Origin of the sequence: Companilactobacillus miaonis (assembly GCF_036913615.1) — a bacterium.
Taxonomy (GTDB): domain Bacteria; phylum Bacillota; class Bacilli; order Lactobacillales; family Lactobacillaceae; genus Companilactobacillus.
The window spans coordinates 57,009-82,406 of the sequence record NZ_JAYKTX010000014.1; the positions used below are offsets into that span (position 1 = coordinate 57,009).

At 36.2% G+C, this 25,398-nt stretch carries 18 protein-coding genes; 11 read left to right on the forward strand and 7 right to left on the reverse strand.

Annotated features, from left to right (window positions below):
* Nucleotides 1-193 precede the first annotated feature (193 nt).
* Nucleotides 194-907: a hypothetical protein gene (locus tag U8521_RS11305; RefSeq protein ID WP_334331635.1), complete on the forward strand. Its 714-nt coding sequence runs from the start codon at nucleotides 194-196 to the stop codon at nucleotides 905-907.
* A gap of 20 nt (nucleotides 908-927) precedes the next feature.
* Here the strand turns inward: U8521_RS11305 and U8521_RS11310 are convergent, their stop codons facing one another.
* A complete protein-coding gene (locus tag U8521_RS11310; RefSeq protein ID WP_334352770.1) occupies nucleotides 928-1,779 on the reverse strand; it encodes a DUF368 domain-containing protein in 852 nt (283 codons plus the stop codon).
* An 81-nt stretch (nucleotides 1,780-1,860) separates the two neighbouring features.
* Nucleotides 1,861-3,771, reverse strand: coding sequence for a ribosomal protection-like ABC-F family protein (gene abc-f / locus U8521_RS11315; RefSeq protein ID WP_334352771.1), 1,911 nt, complete (start codon nucleotides 3,769-3,771; stop codon nucleotides 1,861-1,863).
* A gap of 135 nt (nucleotides 3,772-3,906) precedes the next feature.
* Between abc-f and U8521_RS11320 the strand changes: the two genes are divergently transcribed.
* The 3 genes from U8521_RS11320 (at nucleotide 3,907) to U8521_RS11330 (ending at nucleotide 7,322) form a co-directional block, all read left to right on the forward strand.
* On the forward strand, nucleotides 3,907-4,563 hold the full coding sequence (locus tag U8521_RS11320; RefSeq protein ID WP_334331632.1) for a redox-sensing transcriptional repressor Rex: 657 nt from the start codon (nucleotides 3,907-3,909) through the stop codon (nucleotides 4,561-4,563).
* 32 nt (nucleotides 4,564-4,595) lie between these two features.
* Entirely contained in the window at nucleotides 4,596-5,564 is a 969-nt protein-coding gene (gene manA, locus U8521_RS11325; RefSeq protein ID WP_334331631.1) for a mannose-6-phosphate isomerase, class I, read from the forward strand.
* Between the two features lie 477 nt (nucleotides 5,565-6,041).
* Nucleotides 6,042-7,322 (forward strand): cation:dicarboxylate symporter family transporter, encoded by a 1,281-nt coding sequence (locus U8521_RS11330; protein ID WP_334331630.1) that lies wholly within the window; start codon nucleotides 6,042-6,044, stop codon nucleotides 7,320-7,322.
* A 76-nt stretch (nucleotides 7,323-7,398) separates the two neighbouring features.
* Here U8521_RS11330 and U8521_RS11335 read toward each other — a convergent pair whose 3' ends face one another.
* Together U8521_RS11335 and U8521_RS11340 are read right to left on the reverse strand one after the other, a co-directional pair.
* On the reverse strand, nucleotides 7,399-8,136 hold the full coding sequence (locus U8521_RS11335; RefSeq protein WP_334331629.1) for an SDR family oxidoreductase: 738 nt from the start codon (nucleotides 8,134-8,136) through the stop codon (nucleotides 7,399-7,401).
* A gap of 88 nt (nucleotides 8,137-8,224) precedes the next feature.
* Entirely contained in the window at nucleotides 8,225-8,851 is a 627-nt protein-coding gene (locus U8521_RS11340) for a CPBP family intramembrane glutamic endopeptidase (RefSeq protein WP_334352772.1), read from the reverse strand.
* Nucleotides 8,852-8,993: 142 nt separating this feature from the next.
* Here U8521_RS11340 and groES point away from each other — a divergent pair, with 142 nt between their 5' ends.
* The 3 genes from groES to U8521_RS11355 all read left to right on the forward strand — a co-directional run bounded on the left by groES (nucleotide 8,994) and on the right by U8521_RS11355 (nucleotide 11,646).
* Entirely contained in the window at nucleotides 8,994-9,278 is a 285-nt protein-coding gene (gene groES / locus U8521_RS11345) for a co-chaperone GroES (protein ID WP_334352773.1), read from the forward strand.
* A 56-nt stretch (nucleotides 9,279-9,334) separates the two neighbouring features.
* Complete coding sequence (gene groL, locus U8521_RS11350) at nucleotides 9,335-10,972, forward strand: chaperonin GroEL (RefSeq protein ID WP_334331627.1); 1,638 nt, start codon at nucleotides 9,335-9,337, stop codon at nucleotides 10,970-10,972.
* Nucleotides 10,973-11,082: 110 nt separating this feature from the next.
* Nucleotides 11,083-11,646: a hypothetical protein gene (locus U8521_RS11355; RefSeq protein WP_334352774.1), complete on the forward strand. Its 564-nt coding sequence runs from the start codon at nucleotides 11,083-11,085 to the stop codon at nucleotides 11,644-11,646.
* Nucleotides 11,647-11,807: 161 nt separating this feature from the next.
* On the opposite strand, the gene U8521_RS11360 is transcribed toward U8521_RS11355, so the two are convergent.
* Nucleotides 11,808-14,360, reverse strand: a complete 2,553-nt coding sequence (locus U8521_RS11360) for an isopeptide-forming domain-containing fimbrial protein (protein ID WP_334352775.1) — start codon at nucleotides 14,358-14,360, stop codon at nucleotides 11,808-11,810.
* Between the two features lie 243 nt (nucleotides 14,361-14,603).
* Nucleotides 14,604-17,171 carry an isopeptide-forming domain-containing fimbrial protein gene (locus tag U8521_RS11365; RefSeq protein ID WP_334352776.1) on the reverse strand — a complete coding sequence of 856 codons (2,568 nt, stop codon included), beginning with the start codon at nucleotides 17,169-17,171 and terminating at the stop codon, nucleotides 14,604-14,606.
* A 181-nt stretch (nucleotides 17,172-17,352) separates the two neighbouring features.
* Between U8521_RS11365 and U8521_RS11370 the strand changes: the two genes are divergently transcribed.
* The 4 genes from U8521_RS11370 (at nucleotide 17,353) to U8521_RS11385 (ending at nucleotide 24,256) form a co-directional block, all read left to right on the forward strand.
* A complete protein-coding gene (locus U8521_RS11370; RefSeq protein ID WP_334352777.1) occupies nucleotides 17,353-18,048 on the forward strand; it encodes a DUF554 domain-containing protein in 696 nt (231 codons plus the stop codon).
* A gap of 208 nt (nucleotides 18,049-18,256) precedes the next feature.
* A complete protein-coding gene (locus U8521_RS11375) occupies nucleotides 18,257-21,334 on the forward strand; it encodes a type I restriction endonuclease subunit R (RefSeq protein WP_334352784.1) in 3,078 nt (1,025 codons plus the stop codon).
* Between the two features lie 8 nt (nucleotides 21,335-21,342).
* On the forward strand, nucleotides 21,343-22,992 hold the full coding sequence (locus U8521_RS11380) for a type I restriction-modification system subunit M (RefSeq protein WP_334352778.1): 1,650 nt from the start codon (nucleotides 21,343-21,345) through the stop codon (nucleotides 22,990-22,992).
* Nucleotides 22,985-24,256 (forward strand): restriction endonuclease subunit S, encoded by a 1,272-nt coding sequence (locus tag U8521_RS11385; RefSeq protein ID WP_334352779.1) that lies wholly within the window; start codon nucleotides 22,985-22,987, stop codon nucleotides 24,254-24,256. Before U8521_RS11380 ends, U8521_RS11385 begins: the two co-directional genes overlap by 8 nt.
* Before the next feature lie 44 nt (nucleotides 24,257-24,300).
* On the opposite strand, the gene U8521_RS11390 is transcribed toward U8521_RS11385, so the two are convergent.
* Nucleotides 24,301-25,227, reverse strand: coding sequence for a site-specific integrase (locus U8521_RS11390; RefSeq protein ID WP_334352780.1), 927 nt, complete (start codon nucleotides 25,225-25,227; stop codon nucleotides 24,301-24,303).
* Nucleotides 25,228-25,398: the final 171 nt, after the last annotated feature.

The following is a 25,398-nucleotide window of genomic DNA, read 5'->3' on the forward strand; positions in this document are numbered from 1 at the left end:
AGAAACAGTAAAACTAAGCAATTTCTGATCATGAACGCCAATCCGTTTTTGTACCCCTAAAGATTTAGAAACAGTAAAACTGACCCCAAATTCAAATTGATTTGGGGATTTTTTGTGTACGTTTTGCAATTAAATTCAAAAAAAGATTAATAAATCCTTCCAATTGTGTTAAAAATAATGGGAGGTGTAATTGATGGAAAATAGAACTACCATTTCATACGTAATTTTAAAGTATGATAAAAGGACGGATGCTATCTATACCAAGGGGGTCAATAATGATTTAGGAAACTTTGTGATCCCCACTTTGGAGCTTGATTCAGCTAGAAATACAACATCGACCGAACTTAAAATGCATATCATTGAACGTTTGAAAGTTGTCGACGCTAATATTGACATTGATCATTTGTTTATTCCATTTACCAATGTGTCTTTTTCGCGTGACACAAAATTCTATAATTATTCAGTCATCATTTTTGAATCAGATAAAGATGTTTTTGCGACGAGTGAAAATGAATCTTGGTACAAATTGAATTATGATAATCAGAACTTTATTTGGAATTTTACTTGGTACAGTGGGATGCAGCGCAGTGATGATTTATTGTTGGCTAATCCGGCGGTTTATGGATATGTGGCTAATCCTGATTTGAAAGATGATCGACGTGATTTCTGTAATATTATGCGTTTTGTTGCTATAGAGACTCAGACCTTTCCAATTCTTGGTTTATTGTCAGGTAATGGTTTTACGAAAAATGAAGTCTTACATTACCAACGATTACTAGGATTCTCTGGTAGTGATCTTAAAACGAGGTCAGCTTTTGAACGGAAGTATTCTGATTCAATCAAAATCATCGACAATGATAAAGTAAAACCGTCTTATAAAATTAAAAATAAATACTTACAAAAATAGCGCTGAGATCTCTCTCAACGCTATTTATATTTCTCTTCTAATTTACTCATCCAAAGGGCTAAACCACAACCCAAGATGAAGAAAATGATACTCAAAACGATGGTTGATCCGTTCACGCCAGCATAAGAAATGCCGTCATTTTGATATGGATTAGGAACCAAAATCAAAATCGTACTAGCTAAAACAATTCCTAAGATGAAATGGTAGACGCGTGAATGATGATTCTGAATCAATTTCTCCATAGCTTTTGAAAAAACTAACATTGAGATGATTCCACCAATCGCAATTGGGATGAAGACCATTGGGTCAAAAGATTTGAAACCTTTGAGCATCGGTGAGTACAGTCCTAAGATGATCAACAAGTTGGATGGACTCAAACCGGGCACCAAAACACCCAAGGCAATCAACGCTCCGGCAATCACAAATCCTAAGAAATTAGCAGGGATAGTTCCAAAAATTTCACTCATGAAAAATAGGAATAAACCGCCACCAATCAAGATTCCTAAGAACCAAGCAATATCAATTTTGTCTCGTGCAGATTTAGAAGTAGATTCACGCAATAAAGTTGGCATCGTCCCGATAATCGTCCCAGCAAAGCCCCACAAAACGATTACTTGATAATGTTGCAATAAAAAATCAAGTGGTTTTGAAAGTAGACCAATTCCGACAATGCCACCTAGACCAATTGGCAAGAAGTAAAGGAAATCCCGTTTGAAATTTTGTCGGACGTGAGCCATGAAACTCAACATGCGTTCGTAAATTCCCATTATGGCGGCTAAAACGCCACCCGAAACTCCTGGTAGGATGAAACCTAAAGCAATAATAACTCCCTTAATGAATCTCACTAAAAAATTTTCTTGTTTTGTTTTCAATTTTCCCTCTTTAAAGTCTTTTCAACTAAGTTATCAAATTAATTATGTTTAATCAACGAAAAAAGCAGACCATCAGTCTGCTTAATCAGTAAATTCTTCTAATTCAATTGACTTCTCAGTCCATTGTTCTTCGATTTTATCTTGTTGTTGCTTATTTTCGTCGAGCTCTTTTTGTAAATCGGCTAATTTACTATAAGAAGTTAAATTCTCTTCTTTAGTCATTTCTTTTTGAATGGCTGAATTTTTGTCTTCAAGTTCAGAAATTTGTTTTTCTAAACTTTCAACTTCACGGCGAAGTTTTCGTTCTTGTTTTTGTTGTTCTTTAGATTGTTGATATTCAACTTTCTTTTCACTAACTGTAGTTTTGTGAACTTCTTCCTCAATTGGTTTGTCAGTTGTCTTTTCCAAATAGTAATCGTAGTCACCGAGATAGATTGTGCTGCCATGAGAGCCGATGTCAATGATTCTATCAGCTAGTGTGTTCAATAGGTAACGATCATGGGAAACGAACAGTACGGTCCCTTCAAAGCTCTTTAAAGCATCTTCTAGGACTTCCTTACTGTCGATATCCAAATGGTTAGTCGGTTCGTCCATTACTAAGAAATTATCGTGTTCCATAGCTAATTTGGTTAAAGTCAAACGAGCCTTCTCACCACCGGATAGACCGGCAACTGGTTTTAAGACGTCGTCGCCACTGAAAAGGAAAGCTCCCAACATATTGCGAATGACTTGTTCATCGAGGCGAGGATAGAGGTCCCAAATTTCGTGAAGGACATCTTTTTTAGGATCGAGGTTGTTGAGGTTTTGGTCGTAGTAGCCGACTTGCACGTTGGCTCCGAAGCGTGATGACCCTTTAATGAAGGGAATCTGTCCCAAAATTGACTTCAAGAAGGTTGATTTACCGATTCCGTTAGGACCAATAATACCGACACGTTCGCCTTTTTTAACATCTAAGTTGATGGGTTCTGACATGATCTGGTTGTCATAGCCGATGGCGGCGTCACTTACGTTTAAAACGTCGTTGCCACTTTCCTTATCAATTTGGAAGTTAAAGTGGACAGATCCTTGGTCACTGTCAGGTCGGTCTAAAACATCCATATGTTCGAGCTTTTTACGACGACTTTGAGCCATCTTGGTTGTTGAAGCACGGACGATATTTTTTTGAATGTATTCTTCAGTTTTCTTGATCTCAGCTTGTTGCTCTTCATAATGTTTCCAAGCCACTTCCTGATTCTTTTTCTTTTCTTGTAAGTAGAAAGTATAGTTACCAGAGTAATGTGTGGAAGAGTGATGATTAATTTCGACGATTTCGGTAACTACTTTGTCCAAGAAGTACTGGTCATGGGAAACGATAACTAAAGCGCCACGATAGTTCTTCAAATAACCTTCCAACCACTCGACGGTATTGATGTCCAAATGGTTAGTTGGTTCATCTAGTAGCAGAATGTCGTGATGTTCCAAAAGCATCTTAGCCATTGCTAAACGAGAACGTTCACCACCAGAAAGAGTTGAAATTTGATCTTGCCAAACGTCTTCATCAAAACCGAATCCCTTGAGAACACTACGGATTTCGGATTGATAACCGTAACCATTTTCCGAACGGAAGGTATTTTGCAATTGGTCGTATTGCTTCAAAATGTCATCGTAATCTTGAATATTTGGGTTAGCGAGTTTTTCTTCTAGAGCTCGCATCTTTTTTTCTTGAACTTTTAAATAGTCGAAGACTTTTTCCATTTCATCGAAAATTTTATTTTCACTATTTAAGCCGGAATCCTGAGCTAGATAACCAATATTAGTATCTTTTTTCAGAGCGATATTTCCGCTAGTGTAATTTTCCTGATCAGAAATAATTTTTAAAAGAGTTGATTTTCCAACTCCATTACGTCCGACTAAGCCAATACGGCTGTTATCTTGGACTTCGAAGCTAACATTTTCAAAGAGGCGCTTCGTACCAAAATTTTTTGTGATATTCTGTGCTTGTAATAAAATCATTTGAAACTCCTTTATGTATTCACAATTTTATCATTATTTAATAATTTATGTCTTTATAGGTTTAACGTATTGCGTTTTTATGGATTTTTATTTAGTATAAATGTTAGTGAAATGACACACATATGGTGGTAAATTATGACAAAAACAACAGTTCCAAACGCAACAATAAAGCGTTTACCAATATATTATCGGTATTTTCAGTTTTTAAGGGATGAAGGTACAAAAAAAATCTCTTCTGGAGAATTATCCGAAGGGGTCAAGATAGATAGTGCTACAATTAGACGTGACTTCTCATATCTAGGAGCATTAGGAAAACGTGGTTATGGCTACGATGTTAACGATTTAGTAGCTTTCTTTAAGAAGCTCTTAAATCAGGATAAGCGTACCAACGTAGCCTTAATTGGTGTAGGTAATTTAGGTAACGCCTTATTAAATTATAACTTTTCTCGGACAAATAATGTTCGAATTGCCGCAGCTTTTGATATAAATAAGGAAATTGTTGGCACAGTTAAGAGTGGGGTTCCAGTTTACGATATTAGTGAACTAAAGGAACAACTTCACTTGCAACAGATTGACGTCTGTATTTTAACTGTTTCTTCAAATGCGGCCCAAACGACAGCTGACTTGTTGGCTGATGCTGGGGTTCGTGGAGTATTGAACTTCACGCCAGTTATCATCAACGTTCCAAGCAGCATTCGAGTTCATTATGTTGATTTGGCGAATGAGTTACAAACATTGATTTTCTTCTTAGATCGTGACAAGTCACAAACTGAGGACCAAGAGCAAGAATAAAATAATAATAATTTTTTGGGGGAAATTACATTATGAGTGAACCATTATTTCTTGAGCCAGTATTCCACGAAAAGATTTGGGGTGGAAGAAAGCTAGAAACTAAGTTTGGCTACAATATTCCCGATGGAACTATCGGTGAATGCTGGGCTATTTCAGGACATCCAAACGGACCAACTAAAGTCCAAAATGGTGAATTTGCTGGACAATATGTTAACGACTTGTGGAAGAGCCACAAAGAACTATTCGGCAATCCCAAAGGTAAAGTATTTCCACTTTTAACAAAGATTTTGGATGCCGAAGCTAGTTTGTCAGTTCAAGTTCATCCCGACAACGAGTATGCTGAAAAGCATGAACATGAATTAGGCAAGACAGAATGCTGGTACATCATCGATGCTGAACCAGGTTCATACTTGATTTACGGTCACAATGCTAAGAACAAAGCTGAACTTGATAAAATGATCGAATCAGGCGACTGGGAACATCTACTAAGAAAAGTTCCTGTTAAGACTGGTGAATTCTACTACGTACCAAGTGGGACAGTTCACGCTTTGAATAAAGGTATTATGGCTTTGGAAACTCAACAAAGTAGTGACACAACTTATCGCTTGTATGATTACGATCGTGTTGACAAGACGACTGGTAAGAAACGTGATCTTCATATCAAACAATCTGAAGATACAATTACTGTTCCACACAAAGATCCAAAACTAAATATCGAATCAAAAGAAGTCGGTAAGAACAAGTTTACTACATTTGTTCAACCACCAGTATCACCATTCTTCTCTGTATATCACTGGGAAATCAAAGAACCAGTTGAATTACATCACCAAATTGGTAAGTATACACTAATCTCTGTTATCAATGGTGAAGGTAAGATTACGGTTGACGGTAAAGATTATGATTTGAAGAAGGGCATTCATTTGATTGTTCCTGCTACAGTTGATAGCTGGAAGTTAGATGGTGACCTCGATATTATCGCTTCCGAATCTGGAGAAGAATAATTTCAGCACTGAGTCTAAACCGAATTTGTTGCTCCAGACTGAATAACGGACCTATGAGATATTTCTTTCTAATGTTTCAGGAATAGTTATTCTATTTATAATTTTTCTTATGATGATTTTAAAAAATAGCAGCCTCTATTTTTCATAGTACGTAATAGACTTTTAGTCGGTTTACGGACATTGTGAATAGATGCTGTTTTTAATTTCTGAATTAAGCTGTATATACAAAAAATTAAGATCTAGTCTGGATTATGCGGAAGACGGCATACTTAGAAAATCTCCCAAAATAAAACCGTATATTTTTTTCGAAATAACCTGAATTCAAACTAAAAATGGAACATTAAATTAATATTAGGAGAAAATAGTTCGCTATTAAAGGTAAAATAAAAAACCTTTAATTTGGAATCGCTAACATTTTCCATTTTGATAAAAAATCTTCTATAATTAAAACTAAGCTTACTTAAAGGGGACCTAAAATTGCAAAAGCAAAAGTTTTTCCGGATAAGCTTAGGTTGGCAAATCATCATTGGTTTGATCCTAGGTATTATTTTAGGGCAGTTATTCTATCAGAATAAGGCTGCCATTCAAGTTATGCAAAACATTGGTACAATGTTTATCTCCATGATTCAAATGATTGTTTTACCAATCGTTATTTCCTGTTTGACCGTTGGTATCGCTAATATGGGTGATATCAAAAAACTCGGCCGAATAGGATTAAAGACTTTAGTATATTTTGAAATCATGACAACAATAGCGATTATTATTGGTATTTTAGTCGCTAATGTTACTCATCCCGGTACCTTTATCGACATTCATAGTCTAAAAGGTTCGGATATTAGCCAATATACGGCGACTGCAAAAACAGCCAAACATTCGGGTATTTGGTCAATCTTGATGAGTATCATCCCAACTAACATCTTCGCCTCACTCGGAAAAGGCGATATGTTACCGATCATCTTCTTCTCCGTATTGTTCGGATTAGGAACTGCTTCAATTGGCAAGCAAGGTAAAATCATTACTGACTTTTTGAATGCCGTTGCCAATGTTATGTTCAAAGTAACTAATTGGGTCATGCGCCTAGCTCCAATTGGTGTCTGTGCCTTAATTGGTGTCACGGTTGGTGAAATGGGTTTTAGTTCCCTTAAACCATTGTTATTATTCATTGTGATCGCCTATGCAACAATGGCTTTCTTCGTCTTTGTTGTCATGGCCGGAGTGGGACATTTGTTCCACGTTAAATTTTATGAAATGTTCAGAATTATTGAAAATGAAGTTACTTTAGCTTTTACGACCGCTAGTTCTGAGGCAGCTTTGCCTAAGATGATGGAAAAAATGCAAAAATATGGAGCATCAAAGGGAATTGTTTCTTTCGTTATTCCGACAGGTTATACTTTTAACCTTGATGGTTCAGCAATTTATCAATCATTAGCGGCATTATTCTTGGCACAAGCTTACAATATTCATTTGAGCCTTGGGCAACAAATTACCCTTGTGGTGGTTTTGATGTTAACATCAAAAGGGATGGCCGGAGTGCCAGGAGCCTCATTTGTTGTACTACTAGCCACAGTATCAACGATAGGCGTACCAATGCAAGGGTTGACCTTCATCGCTGGTATCGACCGTCTCGTAGATATGGGACGTACCGCAGTAAACGTTGTCGGCAATTCACTAGCAACGATTATTATTGCTAAGAGTGAAAAGGAATTTGATGAGGACAAACGAGAAAAGTACGTTGCATCCTACACACGCGGTGATTAAGCCCCGTGTAGAGTAGAACAATTTAAACACACGAAAAGCAGCTTATCAATTATTTATTTAATTGGTAGGCTGTTTTTTATTTCTGAATGGTTGGGCGAATAACGATCTCATTCATAGTCGTATCTTCAGGCGCGTCGATGGCAAAAGCAATCGTATTAGCAATTCGGTCGGCACCGATGGCATAATCTTTATAAAATTGATCCAATTGTGCTTTAGTTTCGGGATCCTTCACGTGTTCAGTCAATTCCGTAACGACGGCACCTGGTGAGATCACGGTGACACGAATATTGCTTTTAGCAGCTGCTTCTTCTTGCCGTAAACCTTCACTAATGGCTCTGACAGCAAATTTAGTTGCAGAATAGACGCCGGAGCCAATACTGATAGCGTGACCAGCTACGGAAGCCAGATTGATGATTTGACCGCTTTTTTGCTTACGCATGATTGGTAAAACCGCATCGATTCCGTAAAGAGTTCCCTTGATATTTACGTCGATCATTTTGTCCCATTCTTCGACACGACCCTTAATAAATTCTGAACGAGGCATTAATCCAGCGTTGTTGATCCAAACGTCAATGCGTCCATATTCAGATATAGCCTTTTTAGCTAATTCTTGAACTTGCTCTAAATCTGTAACGTCAGTTTGAACAGCAATTGCCGAACCATTTTCTTGTTGAATTTCAGTGGCAATTTTTTGCAAACGTTTCTTTCTTCTGGCAGCTAGAACAATCTTATTATTTTTAGTAGCTAATAGTTTTGCACAAGCAGCACCAATTCCACTAGAAGCACCGGTAATGACAATAACTTTTTCAGACATAAAAAAATCTCCCTTGAATTTATATTTCAAAGGAGATTTTAGTTCATTAATAAGTCGATAGTTAATTTATAAGTTTTACAATTTGGCATTACCGCATCGAGATTGTTAAAACAATGGCATTCATTAGGATGTGGCTGCCGGCACTGGCATAAATGTTTTTAGATTTGTAATAGATGAATGAGAACCATAATCCCATAGCGACATAAATTAAGAATCTAGTATCTTGATGCATGAAAGCAAATAAGAATGCCGAGATAATAGCAGCAATGTAAATATTTGTTGGTTTGATCAAGTTACCGAAAAACAATCTGCGAAAGACGATTTCCTCCATGATTGGAGCACAGATCAAAACATAAACGAAATAGTAGGGATAAGTTTTGACCATTAATAATAATTGCATCGTGTTTTGCGATTGGGTACTGGCGTGGAAAATTAGTTGGTCAATAAAACCGACCCCGTATTGCAAAACGATTGCTCCAATCGTTCCTAAGATGATCCATTGGAGATTGTGATTTAGATCAGTTGTTTTTTCAAAATCGAATTTCTGATCTTTTTTCACTAAATACATCATGATTCCGGTGGCGATAATTGCACCTAAAGTTAATAGGACAAAATACAGGCTACCAGTGACTTTCAGCATGTTCAAAACGGAACCTAAAAGTAATAGTAGGATGTAAGTTAATAGTGTAAAAAATTGATTTTTTGGAAATGCCATGATAACTCCTTTAATTTTTAGAGGTAAATACTTGCATGTTTTCAATAAAATGTTAATATAAAACTTGTGATTAGCACAAGAGATGTTCGAGTGCTAAATATAAAAATAAAAACAGAAATAATAATAATCGGAGGGATTCAAATTGTTAAAACCACTTGGAGATAGAGTAATTGTAACAGTCGATAAAGAAGAAGAAAAGACAGTCGGTGGTATTGTTTTAGCAAATAACGCTAAAGAAAAGCCTCAAACAGCTGAAGTTGTTGCTGTAGGTGACGGCTTAGTTACTGACGATGGAAAGAAATTGCCTATGAGTGTTAAAAAAGGCGATAAGATTCTATTTGATAAATACTCAGGCTCAACAGTTAAGTACGAAGACAATGAATATTTAATCCTTCATGAAAAAGATATCATGGCAATCGTTGAATAATTTTAAAAAATAATTTTTTAATCAATTATGAAATAATTTACGGAGTGTGAAAATTAATGGCAAAACAAATTAAGTTTTCAGAAGATGCACGTTCAAAGATGCTTGAAGGTGTTAATAAATTAGCAGACACAGTTAAGACAACTATCGGACCTAAGGGTAGAAATGTTGTTCTTGAAAAGAGTTACGGTGCTCCAGAAATCACAAATGATGGTGTTACTATCGCTAAGAGTATCGAATTAGAAGACCACTTCGAAAACATGGGTGCTAAGCTTGTTTCTGAAGTTGCTTCAAAGACTAACGACATTGCTGGTGACGGTACTACTACAGCTACTGTTTTGGCCCAAGCAATCGTTAAAGAAGGTATGAAGAACGTTACAGCCGGTGCTAACCCTGTTGGTATCAGAACTGGTATCGAGAAGGCTACAAAGGCTGCTGTCGATGAACTTCACAATATTTCTCACAAGGTTTCAGGTAAGAGTGATATTGCTCAAGTAGCTTCAGTTTCATCAGCTAGTGAAGAAACTGGTAAGTTGATTGCTGACGCTATGGAAAAAGTTGGTAACGATGGTGTTATCACAATTGAAGAATCAAAGGGTATCGATACAACGCTAGACGTTGTTGAAGGTATGCAATTCGACCGTGGATACATTTCACAATACATGGTTACAGATAACGACAAGATGGAAGCTGATCTTGACAATCCTTACATCTTGATCACTGACAAGAAGATCTCAAATATCCAAGACATTTTGCCATTACTACAAAAGATCGTTCAACAAGGTAAGTCACTACTTATCATTGCTGATGACATTGATGGTGAAGCATTACCAACACTTGTTTTGAACAAGATTCGTGGTACATTCAACGTTGTTGCTGTTAAGGCACCTGGCTTTGGTGACCGTCGTAAGGCTCAACTTGAAGATATCGCTACATTAACTGGTGGTACAGTTATTACTTCTGATCTTGGTCTTGAACTAAAAGACACAACAATGGATCAACTAGGTCAAGCTGGTAAGGTTACTGTTACAAAGGACAACACAACAATTGTTGAAGGTTCAGGTAACAAGGACGCCATCAGCGAACGTGTTGATTTGATCAAGAAGCAAATCGCTGAAACAACTTCTGACTTTGACAAGGAAAAGCTTCAAGAACGTTTGGCTAAATTAGCCGGTGGTGTTGCTGTTGTTAAAGTTGGTGCTGCTACTGAAACAGAACTTAAAGAACGTAAGTACAGAATTGAAGATGCTCTAAACGCTACACGTGCCGCTGTTGAAGAAGGCTACGTTGCTGGTGGTGGTACAGCTTTGATGAACGTACTAGATAAGGTTAAGGCTCTTAAAGAAGAAGGAGACGTTCAAACAGGTATCAATATCGTTGCCCGTGCTCTTGAAGAACCACTACGTCAAATCGCTGAAAATGCTGGTTATGAAGGTTCAGTTATCGTTGAACACATCAAGAACCAAGATAACGAAATTGGATTCAATGCTGCTACTGACAAGTGGGAAAACATGGTAGACGCCGGAATCATCGACCCAACTAAGGTTACACGTTCAGCTCTACAAAATGCCGCTAGTGTTGCTGCCTTGTTGTTGACAACAGAAGCTGTTGTTGCAGACAAGCCAGAACCAAAGGATAATAATGCCGCTGCTGGTGCAGGTAATCCTGCAGCCGGTGGTATGGGCGGTATGATGTAATTTAATCATATGAATAAATATTAAAAAGCGCTGGTAATTTACTAGCGCTTTTTTCATGCTCTAAAAAAGTATAGAATTAGATACCGTTAGAAAAATGAAAAGAGAAACGAATGGATAAAATAGAATTTGGTCGTAAAATCAATTATGTACCGGCACTAATCAGTTGCGTGATTGGAATTATTGTTGGTATTGGGATACAAATTTTTACTAAAATAGCTCTGTTAGCGATAATCCTAGCAATCACTGCATTGGTCGTCGTGGCTTTGTTATTTACGCGTAGTATGTATGATTTCTTCGGACACTGGGAAATTGATTCTGAGGGGATACAAAATACCGATTACCAAAATTTTGGTGTGCGGTTTCAGGCAGTATTGTTTCCGTTCACTGAAAGTAGAGTCCGTTTTAAATTTAGTGACATTAAGAGTATGACAGTTATCGTCGGTAAAGATATGAACGCTCCGTCAAATATTTTAGGTGGTTCATTTTATGCACCTAAGAAGATTATGTTTCATTTACCTACACCTTATTACATGGAAGTTCATTTAAAAGACGGTCGTCAAGTTAATTTGGATTTGTCAGCTGATTGGGATGATACTGAAGTTATCGGTTATATCGTTGATTTCATCGGTTCAGAAGCTGGAATTGATGTGGGGATGATCAAGCAATCTAATTAGAGTGTGAAAGACAACGGTTAGGAGTCGGTAGATAGCCTAGCTTTCCACTTTATGCGCGTACTTTGCGTATGAAGTGGAAAGCGTAGCTATATGTTGACTCCTGTTGTCTTTCACGCGTTTTAGAGCGCAAAAAAGAGTGAGAATTTTCTCACTCTTTTTTGTTACTCCACTACTGAATCAGCGATGGTCCAAGTAACTTGACCACTGTATTGACCGGATGTGGCTGTTTTTGGAATACGTAATTGCCATTTATTTAAGCCAACGTATTGGGTTAGATTGATTGGATCAGGTGAACCGTTGATAGTTTTATCGGTAATTGGGACTCCGGATGGTGATAATGGTGTCCACTCATTGGTTTCATCTTGGGAATTATTGTTGAGTGATAGGGATATACCATCATCCTGAATTAATTTTTCACTACCATTGGTTATAGCTTGGTCGCTTTCGTTGTCATAGCTGACTAAGACTTGGAAGGGGGTCTCTTCGCTGTGGCTGACGATTAGGTTTCCTTTGGTCTGCTTATTGGTCAACGTTTTCTCAGTACCAGTTGAGTTGATGCTTCCAAAGTCGATAAATTCGGGAACTTCAATGAAGGATGTGGTTGGTTCTGGGGGATGAACGTTGATATAGATAGTATCTGATGGTCCGATGGTTAGTGCTTTGCTATTAAGATCTTTGACATTTCGCATGGCGGCACTATTTTGAATCTTTTCTTCAAGGGTACTATTTACGGTAACTTTATAAGTAAAAATATTTGCTTGGTTAGCAGGTGTGTATGTTCCTATATATAGACCACTTGTTGAGATAGAATCTGAAGCTAATACGCCGTTTACATGTACACTACCAGATATTAGTGATAATTTGTCCCTTTTATCATTAAGGCTGTCCTTTTTATGGGTAATTGGATCTACATAGTCGTTAAGGTCATTGAGATATATGGCATCTTGAGCGATACCTGTACTAACGATGAATTCAGATTTAATTTCCAAAATATCTCCAGTAGTTGCGTCTACTGTTTGAGCAAACTCACTATTAGGATCAGCGGTGATATTACGGACTTGGTGATTGAAAAGATAAGAGTAATCTGGTTTTACAACCGGAATTTCAACGGTATCTTCATAAGTCTTGCTATCACTAAAGCCTTTATTATAACCAGTAAAGCTAACTGTATTACTGATCTTTCCATTTACTAAATCGAAGGCCGCCTTATTGTTGATCGTTGCGTCAAAAGTATAGGTTGCTGTCTCACCATCGGAGATACTGGCATTAGTAGGGCTATAATTAATGTCATTTCCATCTGCTAGGATACTATTTGGATCAATAGTTAAGCTGTCTGGTAAGTTATCTTTAATATTAGTTATTATCCAATTAGAACCGTAACCATCATTTCTTACTGATAAAGTAAAGCGGAGTTTATCACCAACATTGTTAGTTCCATCAGTTGAAGTAAGGTTCTTGTAAGTTTTTTTGACGGTTGGAATAGCATAAGGCTTAACCGTGGCACCAATGTTTGAGACGAATTTTGCGACACCACCTGGAGCAAGTTTAGTGTAAGGCCATCTTAGAATGTAAGACGTATCTTGTTTTCCATTACCGTCGACGATTTTATATTCTTGACCGGAATTACTTTTACCAATCAAGAGATTTTGATTAGCCACGGCGTTAGTGTCACCGACTTGATCTTTAGTGGGTTTGTTATCTGCCACAACGGGAAGACTGGGGGACTGAATGGCAGAATTAGTGGAGCCATATTGCATCCCTTTTTGACTCCAGTTATCGGGATAAGCCAAAACTCGACCCATGAAATCTTTGAATCCTCCATCAACATTGTTAGTAATAAATAGTTTTGATTCAGAAGATTTAATACCACTTTCAATGTACAAGCCTAAGCCACCACCGATGGCAAACATAGGAACGTTATCAACCGCACTGATATTATCATTATTAGGATCTAGTCCAGTATCTTCACCAAAGAAAGGCTGAAAAGTCGCATCACCGGTTTGAGGGTTGTAAACGTATAGTTCACGTTGAACAACTGGTGATCCACTAGGAGATGGTCTAAGAACTACTTCATAGAAGAGATTTTTCGCCGAAAAATGCCCGACCATTTTAAATATCTTTCGACCTCTCTTATCGGTAGCACTGTAAAAGAGTTTATATATTCCACCATTGGATGAATCAATTTGTGATGATTTTACTAGTAAATTGTTAGTTTGATAAAATGGAGCAGATGTTGTGCTGCTTTCCAGTAGTGCAAAGTCAATTGAAGAAATTGAAGCATTTTCTGGAGAACCACCAATATAGGAGTTGTCACCTTGGTGTAGGATACCGTAATATTTGCCATTATCGTCGAGAAAAATGTTTATTTTAGAATGGGTTATGTTAGGAATTTTGTTCGTAAAACTATAAGTACTTTCTCGTGAGATAGTTTTGTCGCCGGCCTTAACATTACCATTGGCATCACGGGCGGCCCCGAAAGTATAACCAAGAGAGACATTTCCACCAATGGGAATTCTCCCAATTTCATTACTTGCCACGTCACTTTTTTGTTGCCAGTTGGTAACGCCGTCGTATTGTCGCATAATTTTTTCCGCATTCATGACGGCAGTTTTTGAGGTTGCGGCATTAACCCTTGTTGAATTAAAAGTTAGGATCATTAATAAAATGGTAAAAACTAGTAAAAATATTTTGGGAACTGATTGATGTCCTTTCATTTTATTTCCCCCATAAAAATATATTTATATACAAAATCCTTATCATTAAATGTATTTATACAATATATATTATATAGTGAAATAATTATCAAAGTATTTCAATTACTAGATGCTTTTCTTTCATAAAATGAAATAAGCCATTATTCCTAATTTAAATTTAGAAATAATGGCTTATTTATTGAAACGAGTTACACAAGCCAGGCTCGGCCATATAGCCTAATCGGGCTTGTTTCACTCTCTATTTTAACTAACTGTATCGGCAATGGTCCATGTCACTTGGCCACTATATTTGCCAGATTCAGCTGTGCCAGGAACTCTTAGTTTCCATTTCTTTAAACCGACATATTTGGTTAAATCGAGTTCATCACTAGATCCGGTGAAATCTTTATTGGCAATCGGAACTCCAGTTTTTGAAAGTGGCATCCAATCGTCTTGAGATTCGTTGGCGTTGTTGTTGAACATTAACAATAAACCATTGTCTTGAACTAACTTCTCATTACCGTTATTTAAAGCTTGATCACCGTCGTTGTCGTAACTGACTAAAACTTCAAATGGGGTTTCAGCACTGTGACTGACGATGAGATTACCTTTGGTTTGCTTGTTTATCAGCATTCTTTCATTACCAGTTGAATTGATGCTACCAAAATCAATCAGCTCGGGAACTTCAACAAAGGAAGTTGAGGGGATATCTTCTTGAACATTGATTGAAGCCTTATCGGAAAGTAAATTGTCATAAGTGCCAGAACTGGATGTAACGGAATTCATGTTGGCTCTATTTTCGATAGTTCCTGAAGTGGATTTATTGACTTTGGCCCGGAATATGATGGTATTAGAAGCATTGGCAGTTGTCTTAGGTAAAGAAATTCCACCACTGATACTGTCAGGTTGTTGTCCACCATTTAGAGTTACACTACCAGAAACTAACGATAACTCACTATTATCAAGAATGTTCTTATAGATTGCTCGGGCCGAAATATCTTGTGTACCTTTGAAAATAGATTTGAATTCGACAATATCCCCTTGGTGAGCATTTACGCTGCTATAAAAATCAGTACCATTTGGATCGGTGGTGACATTGCGAACCTGGTTTGTAAATGAATAATTAAATCCGGTAGTATTGATTGGAATATTAACCGAGTCAGTAAAAGTTTTATTGTCTTTATTAGTGTCAGCGTTGAAACCGGTAAATGATGCTTCATTGACTAAGTTTTTTGAACTATTAACGGACAATGGAGCCTTATTGTTCACTGTTGCAGTGAAAGTGACATAGTATTGATCTTTTTCTTTTAAAACAGTATTAGCGGGAGTATAGTCCAAAGTGTCACCCGTCACATACATACTAGGAACAGTACCAGATGCGATAGTTTTTTCAGTATCTTGTTGATTCTCATTAGATCCAGAAGTTGTCATTTCAGTCCATTTGTAATTGATTGAACTTGAATCGATATCTAGCCCTTCTGGTAGAGCATCTCTGATATTTGTCAAAGACCAATTAGACTTTAGACCATCATTTTTAGCTTTCAGGGTGAATTTTAATTTGTCACCGATATGAACTAAGCCATCAGAGTGTGAAGTCGTGTCAGTGTAAGTCTTTGAAACAGAAGGAATCGGATAACCAGCTAAAGTTGCGCCCATGGTTGATGCATAGTGAGCGGTTTGTCCAGGCTTTAAAGGTTCGTTTGCTGTGGTTATTGGCCATCTCAATGTATATGCAGAATCTTGTAGTCTGTCGCCATTTTTTCCATTAACAACTGGATAGAGGGTATTTGAATTAGCTGTTGTACCATAAAGTAGTTTTGATCCAGCAGGACGACCATTATCACCATTAGAAGAGTCGTTGTATTTCAAGTTAGGACTAGCGATTTGTCCGCCATTGTACACTTCAGCATATCCTTTTAAATTCCAGAGACCAGAGTCGACATAGGCTTTTCCCATATAACTGTTAAAGCCATCAGCGACGTTATTGGTGACATAGAGTTTTGAACCACTATTTGAAGGAGTTTGCGTATCATACATGTACAGACCTTCATCGTTTCCAATAGCATAAAGTGGCACATCATCGATAATTGAAGGGTCTTTACCTAAAGCAGTGTCCTCACCAAAATATACTTGGAATAGTTTCATATCACTTGTTGTATTGTTGTAGAGATACAATTCTCTTTGAACAATTGGAGCCCCTGATGGATTGGGACGAAGGACAACTTCAGCATACATATTTGACGGATTATTCAGTTTCCCACCAATTTTTAAAACAGTTTGTTGTTTAGAGTCAGTACCAGTAGCAAAAACTTTATTGCTCATTTGGCCCATGACCCCATAGTTAGCACCTGAAAGAGCAAGACTACCAGTAACTACGGCAAAGTCCAAAGAAGAATCTGAAGCCGTATAAGGTTGTCCGCCAGAACCGATATAGGCATTTTTATTTTGATGAATAATACCGTAATATTGATTGTTGTGTTCAAGAAAAATATTTATTTTGGAATATGTTTGTAAGCCTTGTGAAATTTTATGGTCGGTCGCAATGGTAGTGTCACCAGCCATAACAGTTCCGCTTTGGTTTTGAGCAGCCCCAAACGTGTAATCGAGCGATAAGCCGTCACCAATAGGAATTTTTCCAATAACATTTTTGGGATTGGCAGTTTGAGTTTGGTAATTCCAATTTGAAACACCATCGTTGATTTTTTTCATGATAGCCACAGTGTCAGCTTGACTATCCGCATTTACCTTAATTAATGATTGAGTTCCGACTATTATGAACATTGCCAAAAATAGTAAAGGGAAGAGAATCACCCTCAACTGACTGTTCTTCATTTTGATTCCCCCGTAGTAGCACATTTATATAAAAACCCTTAATTTAAAATACATCTATACATTAAGTATTATAAAATTAGATAAATATATTTGTATCCCAGTTATTAAAGATTTTTCTTTCACAAATTGGATAAAAAGAAAGTGTATAATCTTTATTAATAATCTGGAGGGGGGAGATTTCATGATTGGAACTTTTTTTAACGTCACAATGATTTTGCTAGGCAGTTTTGCCGGCAGTTATTTTAAAAAGGGGATCAAACCCGCTTATAATGAGATTTTGACTCAAGCTTTAGGACTGGTTGCCATGGTAGTCGGAATTAACGCCGTGGTGCACAATATGCCAAAAAGCCACTATCCAGTCCTATTCATCGTTAGCCTGGCTATCGGTGGCGTGATTGGACAATGGCTTGATTTGGAAAAACATTTTGACAACTTGGTTGGAAGATTTTCCAAACCTAGCACAGATGGGAAAGCAAATTTGGCCGAAGGATTGGCGACTGGGATATTACTCTACTGTATTGGGTCGCTGTCGATTTTGGGACCAATCCAAGCCGCACTGAATAAGGATTACACCTTCCTGTTCACTAACGGAATGCTTGACGGAATCACTTCAATTGTCTTGGCATCAACTTTTGGATTAGGGATGGCCTTCGCCGCTGTAGCAGTCTTCTGTTGGCAAGGGAGCATTTACTTAATCGCCATGTTGCTGCAAAATTCCATCAACACCGATATGATCACCGAGTTGACTGTGGTTGGGGGAATCTTGATTTTGGCATCAGGATTAGGATTGTTGAATATTAAGAAAATTAAAGTGTTGAATCTTTTGCCTTCGTTGATAGTGCCGATTGTTGTGGTTGCTGTTTTGGGGTTGTTTTAAAAAAGTCAGATAATTGGTCTGGCTTTTTTGTTTGCGTTGATTTGTGATTTATATGTTTAAAAATATTATTTCAGAAATTTTAGTAATGAAAAAAATTTTAATCAATTATTCCGTAATTTAGGGCTCTTTTTTTGATAAGATAAAGAAAAGTGTGTAAAAAATAATTTACAATCGCAATCGAATCTTTACATTGTTTAGGGGGGTATCAATTGTGATAGAAACTAATGAATTGAAATTCGAAGATACGTTAATTAACCATTTGGTTAGTTTGGGTGGAACAAAGCAATGGGATTATCATCCTGAAATTAAAACAACTGATGACTTGTGGGCTAATTTTAAGAAAATTGTCGAACAACACAATCAAGATCGTTTGGATGCACCTTTGACAAAGTCAGAGTTTCAACAAATTAAGGTCATTATTGGACAATTAGAAACACCTTATCAGGCTGGACAATTCTTATATGGTATGAATGGAATTTCTCAAGTTGAAGTTGATTTAGATAATGGTAAGCACGTTTATCTAAAAATATTTGACCAAGATAACATTGGTGCTGGGGATACAATCTATCAAATTGTTAATCAAATTGAACGACCAGCAGTCATTCCAGGACGAAAAAATCGTCGTTTTGACACCACTCTATTGATTAACGGATTGCCAATTTTACAAATTGAAGAAAAGGCTGATGGTCATGATGCTAAGGAAGCCTTGAATCAGATGCATCAGTATATTGAAGAGCGACAATATACCGATATATTCTCCACTGTACAAATATTGGTTGCTATTACACCTCATGACAGTAGATATATGGCGAATACCACAGTTGATAAATTTAATACTGATTTTGCTTTTCGCTGGCAAAAAGCTGAGGACAATAGGCCAGTATTTGATTGGCGAGAATTTTCCAATTATATGCTGTCAATACCAATGGCACATCAAATGGCCACTAACTATATGATTTTGGACGGAACACCCAAGCATCAAATGATTAAAGCTATGAGACCGTATCAAGTTTATGCTACCCAGCGAGTTATTAGAAAGTTACGTGAACATAGTTTTGGCATTGATGGTCAAGGAATTGGCTACGTCTGGCACACAACTGGTTCGGGTAAGACAATCAGTTCATTTAAGGCAGCGTGGTTGGCGTCACGTTTACCTAACGTTGATAAAGTTGTTTTCTTAGTTGATAGAATCGCTTTAACTAATCAAACAGTTGATGAATACAAAGCTTATGATCCGGAGAATATTGAAGATAGTAACGGTGGAGTTGTTACCGATACAGCTAATCGTTGGGTTTTATCAAGAAAATTATCCAAAAAGGGCAATGGAATTATTGTTACATCTACTCAGAAGATGGATTCAATGGTTCAAGATAAAAAATTCGAACGTATCAATAAAAATATTGTTTTTATCGTTGATGAAGCCCATCGTTCAACTTCTGGAGATATGTTGAAACGAATCAAAGATGGATTTCCAAAATCTGCTTGGGTAGGTTATACAGGTACGCCAGTGTTTGATGAACATCCTACTACTCAAGAAGTTTTTGGTGATTTAATTCATGCTTATACGATTAGGGATGCCATTGCTGACGGTAATGTTTTAGGATTCAAAGTTGATTTTGAAACAACCCTTTCAGATTCAGTTTTACGTGATCAATATTTACCTGAATATTTTAAAGGACGTTATCCAGGTATATCAGACGAAGATATCGAAATGCGAATTGATAATATGACTGATGCAGATATGGACGATACTATTGAGCCTTCAGTTTATGATAATAACCAAAAACACGTTAAGTTGGTAGTCGATGATATTATCAAAAATTGGAATAAACGATCACGTCAAGGTAAATATAATGCTATCTTAACAACTCATGTTGGCGGTGGGAAGGCTTCTACACCAATGGCAATGATGTATTATCGAGAATTTAAAAAACGTGATTCTGGCTTAAAAGTGGGAATAACTTTTAGTCAAACGACATCAAATAGCGATAAACAATTGAAAAATAATCAAGATTTACGCGAAGCTATGACAGATTACAATAAAGAATTTGGGACTAGTTTTGGTGATCAAGATGTTAAAGACTACACAGCTCAAGTAGTTTCCAGATTAAACCGGACTATTGATGATGGTAAATATTTTGATATTGTAATCGTTGTTGATCAGTTGCTCACTGGTTTCAATGCCCCACAAATGAATACGCTGTATGTTGATCGTACGCTGCATGGTTCCGCATTGATTCAAGCTTATTCAAGAACTAACCGTGTTTATGATATGCAAACAAAACCTTTTGGACGAATTGTTAACTATCGTTGGCCTCATCAAACTGAGAAATTGATGAAAGAGGCTTTAGCTGTATACGCAAATCGAGATTCAGCGAATATTCAATTAGATTTGATTGATGATAGACCTGGAATAATGGCCAAACCTTACAATGAGGTCAAATCTGAATTAAAAAAGGTTACAACGCAGTTGAATGATTTTTCTGATGGTTTTGCAAGAATTCCTCAAGAGGATAATAGAATTGAAGAAATGTATTCCGCGTTACGTAAGTATAACCATTTGATGGCTATGGCTAAACAAGATGATGAATATGACGATAAAAATCCTGAGATTCTTCTACATGAATTAGGAATGGATAGCAATTCTGAAGAAATTTTAACCACTACTCTAAGTAACCAATTGAAAAAAGAAATTGCTCGAATTCATCATGTTGATATAGAGCAAATTGATCTTGAGATGGAACACGTTAAAGCTATTAGAGTAAATTATGATTATTTAGAAGAGTTGATTGCTAACTTAATGAATCAATACCATGAGTCTGATTTAGAAAATGCCAATAAGACGGCAAAGGAAATTAAGTCAATTTCCGATAAAGTTGATAATCGTAAGTATGCTGAACAGATTAATCAATTTACCGATGACATTTTGAATGGCAATGTCAGGTACACAGATGTATATCCAGTAAAACAAACAGAAATTAAAGATTTGGTTTCTGGACATAATGAAATGCGTTTAAGAAATGAGATTTTTGATTACAAAAAGAATTGGGGCTTAACTGACATTGAATCGTCACAAGAAATCAATAAACTAGTTTCGGATCATGTCAAAGATGCTGATGATCTGAACATCAATGGGGCACTAGATGAAATAGTCAAAGAAGCTTGTGTTGTTTATCAAACGGATGCTGAGTCCGAAGAAATCAAACAACTTTCAAAAATTAAATATCGTACTCACTTGAGAAGAAGTTTTAAAAAATTTGCAGATCAAATGGTTGATAAATATTAGGAGAAATTATGAGTAAAGCACAAGAGATAACTAGTCAAATTTGGGAAATGGCAAACAGGTTGCGAAGCAATATGGATGCCAGTGAATATCGTAATTATATTTTAGGATTTATGTTTTATCGTTATTTGTCAGAGCATCAAGAAGAACGTATGGTTCAAAATGATCTAATTGATGTAGAGGAAGGGCAAAGTATTAATGATGCTTATCTTGAACAAGCTAGTGGGGATGATCTAAATGATTATCTAGAAGAGTTGGCCGATTCTTTAGGTTATGCTATTTCTCCACAGTACACATGGCAAACAATTGTAAATAAAGTAAATGATAATACAATTGCACCATCAGATTTTCAAGATATGTTAGATAGTTTTAACCACAATGTAGATTTGAACAGAAATGCCAAACAAGATTTTCATGGCGTTTTTGCTGATATGAATTTGGGCAATTCAAGATTGGGTCAAACTACTGCTGCTAGGGCAAAAGCATTAGTTGAAATTGTTAATTTAGTTGATGAAGTACAATACAAAGATGATGACGGTCATGATATTTTAGGTGATATTTATGAATATTTGATTGCTCAGTTTGCTGGGAATTCCGGTAAAAAAGCTGGAGAATTTTATACCCCTCATCAAGTTTCAGAAGTTCTAGCTAAATTGGTAACGATTGATTTGGACTCGAATGAAGATAAGCCAAGTGTCTATGATTTTGCCTGTGGTTCTGGATCACTATTATTGACAGTTCAAGAGCAAATAAAAGATCGAAGTTTGTTCTATTATGGTCAAGAATTGAATACTACAACATATAACTTAGCTCGTATGAATTTAATGATGCATGATGTTCCATATATGAATATGGATTTACGTAATGCGGATACTTTGGAGAGCGATTGGCCAGATGGAATTGATTCTGATGGTGTCGATCATCCGAGAAGTTTTGATATGGTTGTTGCTAATCCACCATACTCAGCTCATTGGGATAACAATGATAATAAGATGAAGGATCCGCGTTTTAAAGAATATGGTGGTTTAGCTCCAAAGACTAAAGCTGACTATGCCTTCTTACTTCATGGTTTATATCACTTGAGTAATGAAGGAACTATGGCAATCGTTTTGCCTCATGGAGTTTTGTTCCGTGGGGCTAAAGAAGAAAAGATTCGTAAAGCATTACTTAACAAAAATCAGATTGATGCAGTGATTGGTTTGCCAGCCGGATTATTTTATTCTACTGGTATTCCGACATTAGTGATGGTTTTGAAAAAGAATAAAACTAATAAAGATGTTATGTTCATTGACGCAAGTAACAATTTTGAAAAAGGTAAAAATCAAAATATTCTTCGTGATGATGATATTAACAAGATTATTGACACTTACAAAGAACGTAAAGATGTTGATAAATATGCTCACGTTGCTCCTATGAGTGAAATTGAGGAAAATGATTTTAATTTGAATATCCCTCGTTATGTTGATACCTTCGAACCTGAACCAGAAATTGATTTAGGAGATATTACTAAAGAGATTAAAGAGAATAACAAAAAAATTATGGAAAATAAAAATGAGTTGCTTTCAATGATGAAAGAACTCACTTCTTCTGATGAAAAAACTCAAAAAGACCTTGATGATTTTATCTCTATGTTAAGTGATGAGGTGAATAACCATGGATAAAAAGATGGTGCCTGAGGTACGGTTTAAAGGCTTTACTGACGATTGGGAACAGCACAAGTTAGGAGAGTTTTATGATTTTAAAAATGGATTGAACAAAGAAAAAGCTTTTTTTGGTTCTGGTGTGCCAATAGTAAATTTTGTAGATGTATTTCACAATAGAATCTTGATGCCGGACATGCTAATGGGCCGTGTGACGCTGACTGAAAAAGAGATAAAGAATCATGAAGTTAAACAAGGAGATATCTTCTTTACTAGGACGTCTGAAACGATTAATGAAATTGGTTATCCATCTGTAATGCTTGGTGTACCTGATTGCACAGTTTTTAGTGGCTTCGTATTACGAGGACGTGCTATCGGAGATGATCCTTTAAACAATCTTTTTAAAAGTTATATTTTTTTCACAGAACATTTTCGTAAAGAGATGATCAAAAAAAGTTCCATGACGACAAGAGCATTAACTTCTGGAACGGCCCTTAAAGAAATGAATATTAAATTTCCGGCGTTAGAAAATGAGCAAATAAGTATAGGGACGTTATTTAAACATTTAGATGTTATTATTGCTCTACAACAACAGCAGTTAGATCTATATACCAAGCTAAAAAAAGGGCTATTGCAGAAATTATTCCCTAAAGATGGGGAAAAAGTGCCTGAGATTAGATTTACTGATTTTCATGATGATTGGAAACAGCAGTACCTTTCAAATCTTACCACTATGCATGCAAGGATTGGTTGGCAAAATTTAAGGACATCGGAATTCTTGAATGAAGGTAAGTACGTTCTTATAACTGGAACTGACTTTAAAGATGGCAATATTGACTACTCTAATATTCATTTTGTTAGTAAAGAACGTTTCGATCAAGATAAAAAAATTCAAGTTCAAAACGGTAGTATCTTAATTACTAAGGATGGAACTCTTGGCAAAGTGGCATATGTACAAGGGTTATCAGCACCTGCTACACTAAATGCTGGAGTATTTAACGTAATTATTAGGAAAAATATCAATGTAAATAGTAAATATCTTTTTCACTATTTAAGTGCTCCTTTTTTATTAAAGTTTGCTTCTACACATTCTACCGGTGGAACTATTAAACATTTAAATCAAAATGTTTTAACCAAATTTCCAATCCCTATTTCAAGTTTAAATGAACAGAATAAAATATCGGATTTACTCACATTATTAAATAATTCGATTACTCTACAACAGAGAAATCTGGATAAACTTAAATTATTAAAACAATTTCTTTTAGAAAAACTTTTCATCTAAATAAAAAGGCAAACACAACAACTTAAATTATTGTGTTTGCCTTTTTACATTAGTTGAGCCATCTGACGCATTATCTTTTCACTATCCTGCGTTTCTAACTCTTGAATAATGTGTAAGTAAGTATCCTGAGTAGTAGTCATATTAGAGTGTCCAAGCCTTTTTGCAACACTAGCAATCGAAACGCCAGCGAATAAGAGAATTGAAGCGTGAGTATGTCTTAATCCATGAACGGTTATTTCTGGAACTCCTGCTCGTTTACAAAGAACTGTTAAACGATTATTTATGGTTGAATTAAAAACTCTTTGTTTAATGAAGATAGGTTTATCTTCAGGCAAATCTTTTATCATTTGAGAAAACTGCATGGCAATTTGCCAATCCAATTGAATTTTTCTAATTGATGAAAAATTTTTGGTTGGTTGGAAATTTCCTATTGTTGATCGGTAATTCCAAGTTTTATCAACGTTCAACAATTGTTTAGAAAAATCGAAATCATTTGGCGTGATTGCTAAAGCTTCAGCAAAACGCAATCCTGTTTTTGCGACTAATAAAATATACCAATCCCAGTTTAATTCTGTTCCCAAATCGAGTTGCCGAATTAATTGCTGTAATTCATATTGATTTAAGAATTTTGGCTTCTTATTCCTAGGCTTTTTCCCCTTAATAATAATTTTTCGAGTCGGGTTCTGTTTGATCAATCCCTCGTCAACAGCATCCATAATCGCGCTCTTCACTTGATGATGAAAATCCTTAGTTGTCTGTTTCTCATGTTCCAAAGCATAATCATTAATCAGTTTCTGGTAACTTCGACGATTCAGATCACTCAACTTTAATTCAGGAGCTAATTTAGTAATCCACTTTAAACTCATATAATACTTATCCAGTGTGACTGACCTGATTGCGTTCACTTTATACAACTCAATCCACTCTTCATAATATCTGTAAAATAATTGTGATGATTTAGTTCTGGGCATAGAAAAAACCTCCGAATAATTTATATGGCATCAAATTTTGTGCCATTATTTATTATCCAGAAGTTGAAATTTAAAACAGCGGCGAATTTTATAATCAAGTTAGCCACTTTAGAAAAATGACAAAATAAAAACACCAAGACGTAAAAATCAGGTATCATTGGAGTTCTCACA